At 69.4% G+C, this 7,242-nt stretch carries 7 protein-coding genes; 3 read left to right on the top strand and 4 right to left on the bottom strand.

The genetic code is table 11. From position 1 onward, the window contains the following. Together AC3WON_RS15645 and AC3WON_RS15640 are read left to right on the top strand one after the other, a co-directional pair. On the top strand, positions 1-411 hold a 411-nt coding region (locus AC3WON_RS15645; protein ID WP_492352198.1), incomplete at its 5' end, for a Rossmann-fold NAD(P)-binding domain-containing protein. A gap of 13 nt (positions 412-424) precedes the next feature. Continuing rightward, the gene (locus tag AC3WON_RS15640; RefSeq protein WP_492319606.1) at positions 425-1,321 is read left to right on the top strand and encodes a polysaccharide deacetylase family protein; all 897 of its coding nucleotides are present in this window, start codon (positions 425-427) and stop codon (positions 1,319-1,321) included. Between the two features lie 107 nt (positions 1,322-1,428). On the opposite strand, the gene AC3WON_RS15635 is transcribed toward AC3WON_RS15640, so the two are convergent. The 4 genes from AC3WON_RS15635 to AC3WON_RS15620 form a co-directional block, all read right to left on the bottom strand. Then, positions 1,429-3,804 (bottom strand): heavy metal translocating P-type ATPase, encoded by a 2,376-nt coding sequence (locus AC3WON_RS15635; protein WP_492319605.1) that lies wholly within the window; start codon positions 3,802-3,804, stop codon positions 1,429-1,431. A gap of 104 nt (positions 3,805-3,908) precedes the next feature. Then, the gene (locus tag AC3WON_RS15630) at positions 3,909-4,319 is read right to left on the bottom strand and encodes a VOC family protein (RefSeq protein ID WP_492352197.1); all 411 of its coding nucleotides are present in this window, start codon (positions 4,317-4,319) and stop codon (positions 3,909-3,911) included. A gap of 102 nt (positions 4,320-4,421) precedes the next feature. Then, complete coding sequence (locus AC3WON_RS15625) at positions 4,422-5,888, bottom strand: heavy metal sensor histidine kinase (protein ID WP_492352196.1); 1,467 nt, start codon at positions 5,886-5,888, stop codon at positions 4,422-4,424. Beyond that, positions 5,885-6,574: a heavy metal response regulator transcription factor gene (locus AC3WON_RS15620; protein WP_035826418.1), complete on the bottom strand. Its 690-nt coding sequence runs from the start codon at positions 6,572-6,574 to the stop codon at positions 5,885-5,887. Before AC3WON_RS15620 ends, AC3WON_RS15625 begins: the two co-directional genes overlap by 4 nt. Before the next feature lie 196 nt (positions 6,575-6,770). On the opposite strand from AC3WON_RS15620, the gene AC3WON_RS15615 reads away from it, so the two are divergent. After that, entirely contained in the window at positions 6,771-7,214 is a 444-nt protein-coding gene (locus AC3WON_RS15615; protein ID WP_492352195.1) for a hypothetical protein, read from the top strand. The last annotated feature ends 28 nt before the right edge of the window (positions 7,215-7,242 follow it).

Below are 7,242 nucleotides of genomic sequence, written 5' to 3'. Positions count from 1 at the left end.
GACGGCGGCGCCCAGCAGCGCGCCTTTGCCGATATCGCCGACGGCATCGACGCGCTGATGCGCATCATCGAGAATCCCAACGGCGTGGCCAGCGGCAAGATCTACAACATCGGCAACCCGGGCAATATCCACTCGGTGCGCGAACTGGCCGAGATGATGCTGAAGATGGCAGCCGACTACCCGGAATACGCGCAGGAAGCGCGCAAGACGCAGATCATCGAGACCTCCTCGGGCGACTTCTACGGCAAGGGCTACCAGGACGTGCAGCACCGCGTGCCGAAGATCGACAACACCATCGAAGAGCTGGGCTGGAAGCCCGGGATCAGCATGGAAGCGGCGCTGCGCCGCATCTTCGAGGCGTACCGCGGCAAGGTGGTCGAGGCCCGCACGCTGGTCGATTCGGCCAACTGAGCGCGCAACGCAAATGGCACGCATTGCCCTGAAGGTCGACGTCGACACGCTGCGCGGCACGCGCGAAGGCGTGCCGAAGCTGCTGTCGATGCTGGCGGCTGCGCAGGCGCAGGCAACCTTCCTGTTCAGCCTCGGCCCCGACCATACCGGCTGGGCGCTGCGGCGCGTATTCCGGCCCGGCTTCCTGAAGAAGGTGTCGCGCACCTCGGTGGTGTCCAACTATGGCCTGCGCACGCTGATGTATGGCGTGCTGCTGCCGGGGCCGGACATCGGCCGCAAGGGGGCCGCCGAGATGCGCGCGGCGCGCGCTGCCGGCCATGAGTGCGGCATCCACACCTGGGACCACGTCTACTGGCAGGACAACGTGCGCGAGCGCGATGCTGCCTGGACGCGCCGGCAGATGCAGCAGGCGTTCGCGCGCTACACCGAGATCTTCGGCGAAGCGCCGGCCACGCACGGCGCAGCCGGCTGGCAGATGAACGAGGATGCATTCCGCCAGATCGATGACTGGGGCATGGCGTACGCGTCGGATGGACGCGGCACCGCGCCTTATGTTCCGACCATCGACGGCGTGCCCTGCCGGCACGTGCAGATGCCGACCACGCTGCCGACGCTGGATGAACTGATCGGCACCGACGACCTGACCGAAGACAACGTCCACACCGCGCTGCTGAAGCTGACCGAAGGCACGCGCGACCATGTCTTCACGCTGCATACCGAGCTGGAAGGCGGCAAGCTGGCGCCGGTGTTCGAGCGGCTGCTGGCCGGATGGCGTGCGCAGGGGCACGAACTGGTGTCGATGGCGACGTGGTATCGCGGGCTGGATCGGCAGGGATTGCCGGAGTTGCCGGTAACGTGGGGAGAGATCCCGGGGCGCAGTGGGGAGTTGATCGTGCAGCCGCAGGGCTGATGAGTCATTTCGACTGCTGAATATCACAATTGCCGATTGCGCGCTCCCTCTCCCGCAAGCGGGAGAGGGGAGCAAACAGAGTAGGTTTTCGTGGCGCAGTAGCCTAACTAGGCCCGCCGCTCCGCCCCCACCCGCAGCCCGTTGAACACCACCAGCAGGCTCGCTCCCATATCGGCGAACACCGCCATCCACATCGTCCCCATCCCCAGCACCGTCAGCACCAGGAACACGGCCTTGATGCCGAGCGCCAGCGCGATGTTCTGCGTGAGGATGCTTGAGGTGCGGCGCGACAGGCGCACAAAGGCCGGGATCTTGCGCAGGTCATCGTCCATCAGCGCCACGTCGGCGGTCTCGATTGCGGTGTCGGTGCCGGCTGCGCCCATGGCGAAGCCGATATCGGCACGCGCCAGCGCCGGTGCGTCGTTGATGCCGTCGCCCACCATGCCGATGCGGCCGCCGCGCGCGTGGGCGGCGCCGGCAAGCGCCGCGATGCCGTCGGCCTTGTCCTGCGGCAACTGGTTGCCGCGCGCCTCATCGATGCCGACCTGCGCCGCAATGGCTTGCGCCGTGTGTGGATTGTCGCCCGACAGCATCAGTGTCCTGACGCCCAGTTCATGCAGCTCGGCAATCGCCTGCCGGCTGGTGTCGCGCACGGTATCCGCCACCGCGAACAGCGCCAGCGCCGTGGCGGCGCCGTGGCCGTCGACGCGCGCAAGCAGCACCACGGTCTTGCCCTCGCGCTCCAGCGCTTCGAGCCGCGCCTCCAGCGCCGGCGAGCAGGCGCCCATCTCATGCACCAGGCGGTGGTTGCCCAGGCAGTACGCCACGCCCTGCACCTTGCCGCGCGTGCCGCGCCCCGCCAGCGCCTCGAAGTCGTCCACCGGCAGCGTGCCGATCCCGTCGGCCGCGGCCGCCGTGGCCACCGCGCGCGAGACCGGGTGGTCCGAGCGCGCCGCCAGGCTGGCGGCAATGGCGTGCGCCTGCGGCGCGTCCTCGGCCAGCAGCGCATGGTTGGTCTGCGCGGGCTTGCCGTGCGTGATCGTGCCGGTCTTGTCCAGCGCCACCCAGGCCAGGTGCCGGCCCTGCTCCAGGTACACCCCGCCCTTGACCAGGATGCCGCGGCGCGCGGCCGCGGCCAGCCCGCTGACGATGGTCACCGGTGTGGAGATCACCAGCGCGCAGGGGCAAGCGATCACCAGCAGCACCAGCGCCTTGTAGATCCAGTCGACCCAGGCGCCGCCCATGGCCAGCGGCGGCACCACCGCGACCGCCAGCGCAATCGCGAACACCGTGGGCGTGTAGATGCGCGCGAACTGGTCGACAAAGCGCTGCGTGGGCGCTCGGCTGCCCTGCGCGGCCTCCACCGCGTGGATGATGCGGGCCAGCGTGGAATCGCTGGCGGGCGCCGTCACGGTGTACTCCAGCTCGCCGGACTGGTTGATCGAGCCGGCGAACAGCGCATCGCCCTCGGCCTTGTCGACCGGCACGCTTTCGCCGGTGATGGGCGCCTGGTCCAGCGCCGACTGGCCGCGCACGACCTTGCCGTCGAGCGCGACGCGCTCGCCCGGCCGCAGCCGCACCAGCGCGCCCACGGCGACGCCGGCGGCAGGCACGGTCTCCCAGCTGCCATCGGCGCGCTGCACCGTGGCCTGTTCCGGCGCCATCGCCATCAAGCCGCGGATCGCATTGCGCGCCCGGTCCAGCGAGGCTGCCTCGATGCGCTCGGCCAGTGCGAACAGCACCATCACCATGGCCGCTTCCGGCCACTGGCGCAACAGCAGTGCGCCGGTGACGGCAATGCTCATCAGCGCATTGATGTTCAGGTTGCCATTGCGCAGCGCGATCCAGCCCTTGCGGTAGGTGGTCAGCCCGCCCAGCGCCACCGCCGCCAGCGCCAGCACGGCGGGCAGCCACGGCAAGCCCAGGCCCAGCCACTCCGCAGCTTCGGCACCCAAGGCGGCCACGCCGGCCAGCGCCAGCGGCCACCAGGGCTTGCTTGCCGTGGTTTGCGGCAAGACTTGCTGCGCGGCCTCGGTGCTCAGCGGCACCGGCTGCATGCCCAGGCTCTCGATCGCCCTGGCCACCGGCTCCGCCGACGGCAAGGTGTGATGCACCGTCAGCACCCGCTGGATCAGGTTGAACTCCAGCGCCGCCACGCCGGCCATGCCGCCCAGCTTGTTGCGGATCAGCGTTTCCTCGGTCGGGCAGTCCATCGCGTCGATGCGCCACGCAGCGGTCTGCGCGCCGGCGGGGATGTCGACCGGTGCGGCGGGCGTCAGCGCAACCGTGGACGAGCAGCCGCCGCCGCAGCAGGCGGAAGCCGCCGGTGCCTGCCGGGCCTCGGCATGGCCATGCCCATGATGATCATGATCGTGGTCGTGGTGATGGTCGTGATCATGCCCGCCATGCCGGTGGGCGGCGCCATCATGCGCGTGGGCAGCGTGATCTTGAGGGAGTGCGTCCTCAGGTGACGTGCGAGCCATATCTTGTTGTTCCCGCTGGTTTAACCTGATGACATTGAAGACCCTGTAGCGACTACAGAGTCAAGCGGCATGGCAGCGACTGCGCACCATGCCGCAGCGGCACGTCAGTGCTCGCAGTTGACCATCCAGGACATGCCGAAGCGGTCCACCAGCATGCCGAAGCCTTCGGCCCAGAAGGTCTTCTGGTACGGCACCACCACCTGGCCGCCTTCGCTCAGGCCGTCGAAGATGCGCTGGCCCTCGTCCTTGCTGACCGCCCCCACCGACAGGCTGAAGCCGCTGAACGCCGGGCGCTCGCCGCGCCGGCCGTCGGACGCCATCACCTGGTTCTCGCCGAACTGGATATTGGCGTGCATCACCTTGTCCTTCCAGTCATCGGGAACCTCCCTGCCGGGGCTCGGCGGGGCATCCTTGTAGCGCATCGCGAACGTGACCTGCGCGCCCAGCACCTTGCCGTAGAAGGCCACGGCCTCGTCGAAACGGCCGCCAAAATCCAGATAGGGTTGCACCTGCATATCGCTCTCCTTGTGAATGGTCGATCGGGCTGCATGGCATTGGCTGTTCGCCCGCGCGCCATTATGCGCGCGTGCCGGCCCGGTGCAAGCGCCCGGCCGGATTCAGGAGACCGCGGCGGGGGCCGGCGCGGGCGGCGCGGGCGGCGCGGCAGTGGCCAATGCCTCGGCGGGAAATTGCAGCGAGAACATCGTTTCGCCTTCAACGCTGCGCACCGTCACGCTGCCGCCATGCAGCCGCATGATGGTGTCGACGATGGCCAGCCCCAGCCCGGTCGACGCCGCCGAGTTGCGGCGCGACGGATCGGCCCGGTAGAAGCGCCCGAAGATATGCGGCAGGGTCTCGGGCGGAATCGCCTGCCCGGCATTGGTCACGCGGATGCAGGTGGTGCCGCTGGCCGGGGCCGGGGCGCGCTCCACGTCGAGCCGCACCGTGCTGCCGGCCGGCGCATGGCGCAGCGCATTGTCGAGCAGGTTGGTGACCGCGCGGCGCAGCAGCGTCTGGTCGGCCTGCACCATTGCCATACCGGTCACCGTCAGCGCGACCTCGCGGTCGGCGGCCACGGCCTCGAAGTACTCGGCCATCTTGTCCAGTTCTTCGCGCGCGTCCAGCGTGCGGATGCCCAGCGCCACCTGCGCATGGTCGGCGCGCGCCAGGAACAGCATGTTCTCGATCATGCGCGCCAGGCGCTCGTACTCTTCCAGGTTGGATTCGAGCAGCGCCTCATACTCGGCCACGCCGCGGCTCTGCGCCAGCGTGACCTGGGTCTGGCCGATCAGGTTGCTGATCGGCGTGCGGAAATCATGCGCCAGGTCCGCCGAGAACTCGGACAGCCGCGAGAAACTGTCCTGCAGCCGCGCCAGCATGTCGTTGAGGGCCGCCGCCAGCTCGCGCAGCTCGGCCGGCGCGCTACCCACGTCAAGCCGCGTGGCAAGGCGGCTGGTGGTGACCGCGGCGGCATCGGCGGCCATGCGCCGCAGCGGCCGCAGCCCGCGCCGCGCCAGCACGAAGCCCAGCCCCGCCGCCACGGCAGCGCCGCACAGCGTGGCCCACAGCACCTGGTGGCGGTAGTCGCGGATCAGCGCCACGCGGTGGCCGGCATCGCGCAGCACCACGATCTCCACGGCCTTGTCCGAATCCCCCAGCTGGCCCAACGCCGCAATGCCGCGCGAGGGCACGCCGTTCTTGGGGTACCAGGTCTGCAACATGCTCTTCTCTGGCTGCGTGGTGGCGGGCAGCACGCGCAGCGGCGGCACCGATTCATTGCGCGGATTGAGCGTGACCAGCGGCTCGCCCTGGCGTGAGCGCACCACCAGGATCAGCCCCTCGTGGCCCATCGCAATATCGGCAAAGCGGTGGGTGTCGGCGCGGATCTCGGCCTCGCTGCGCACCTCGCGCAGCAGGTGGCGCACCAGCAGCACCTCGCCGACCAGCTCGCTTTCATCGCGCCCCTCCAGCTGCGCCGACAGCGCCCCGGACAGGTAGGCCGCCACACTGGCGAGAATCACGGCCGTGGCCAGCCCGTACGCCAGCGCCAGCCGCGTGGTCAGCGAAGACGGCAGCCGCATCATGCGTCCTGGTCCCGGTCCTCGCTGTCGTCCAGCACGTAGCCCATGCCGCGCCGCGTGTGGATCAGCTTGCGCGGGAAGGGATCGTCCACCTTGGCGCGCAGGCGCCGGATCGAGACATCGACCACATTGGTATTGCTGTCGAAATTGACGTCCCACACCTGCGAGGCGATCAGCGAGCGCGACAGCACCTCGCCGCGCCGGCGCGCCAGCAGGTAGAGCAGTGCGAACTCCTTGGAGGTCAGGTCGATCTTCTGGCCGGCGCGCACCACGCGGCGGCGGATGGCGTCGATCTGCAGGTCGGCCACTTCGATGAACTCGCTCTCGCGCAGCGGGCCGCGCCGCAGGATGGTGCGGATGCGCAGCACCAGCTCGGCAAAGGCAAAGGGCTTGACCATATAGTCGTCGGCGCCGAGCTCCAGCCCCTTGAGGCGGTCGGACAGCTCGTCGCGCGCGGTCAGGAACAGCACCGGGGTATCGCGCTCGCGGCGCAGCTCGCGCAGCACCTGCCAGCCATCCAGGCCGGGCAGCATCACGTCCAGCACGATCAGGTCATAGGGATGCTCGCGCGCATGGGCCAGGCCGTCCGCGCCGTCGCGCGCCAGGTCCACCACGAAGCCGGATTCGGTCAGGCCCTTGTGCAGGTAGTCGCCCGCCTTGGGTTCGTCCTCGACAATCAGGATACGCATGATTCGATCACTTTCCGGGCGGCACCAGCGCCGCCATGGCGTAACGCTAGCCGAGGATGAGCGCCAATGGGCAAAGATTTCACAAATGTCATCGCCATGCCAGGGCAATGCAGGCGAAAACCCCGGTAAAATGCGCGATCACCACCGGCGTCATGCCGGTTTGCGCCACCCTTTCCCCCATTCTGCCCCCCCGCCGATGAAACGCCTGCCGAATTGCCTGCTGCTGTCCCTCGCCATGCTTGCGCTGCCCGTCTCCGGTGCCGCGGCGGCAACGGCCACGGTATGCAGCGCGGTACAGGCAGCCGGGCTGTCGCTGCCGGAACGGCATGCGGCCGCAAAAATGGAGGCGGAAGCGGCGCTGGACGGCACCGGCCCGGGCACCTGCCGCGGCAGCGCGGTCCAGGTGATGGCCGAGCCTTCCGGCAGCGGCCATCCGCTGCAGCTGCACGATGCCGATGCGCCGCAGGCGACCGACCACGGCGCCACGCCGCTGGAGACGCAGCCATCGGCCGGGTCCGGCGTGCTGCGCGAACTGCCTGCGGAGGTGCTGGTGCATTGGGCGCACGCGGCGCCAATGGCCACGCCGGCGGTGTTCACCGGCACCCAGCCGCTGGAACGCCTGCTGCCCGCACGCTGCTGAGCGCGTCGTAGCGGGCACAGCGCCCGCA

The sequence above is a fragment of the Cupriavidus sp. FW305-46 genome (assembly GCF_058787075.1).
Note: the sequence above shows the minus strand (reverse complement) of the source record. Positions and strands in the feature narration are given on the sequence as shown.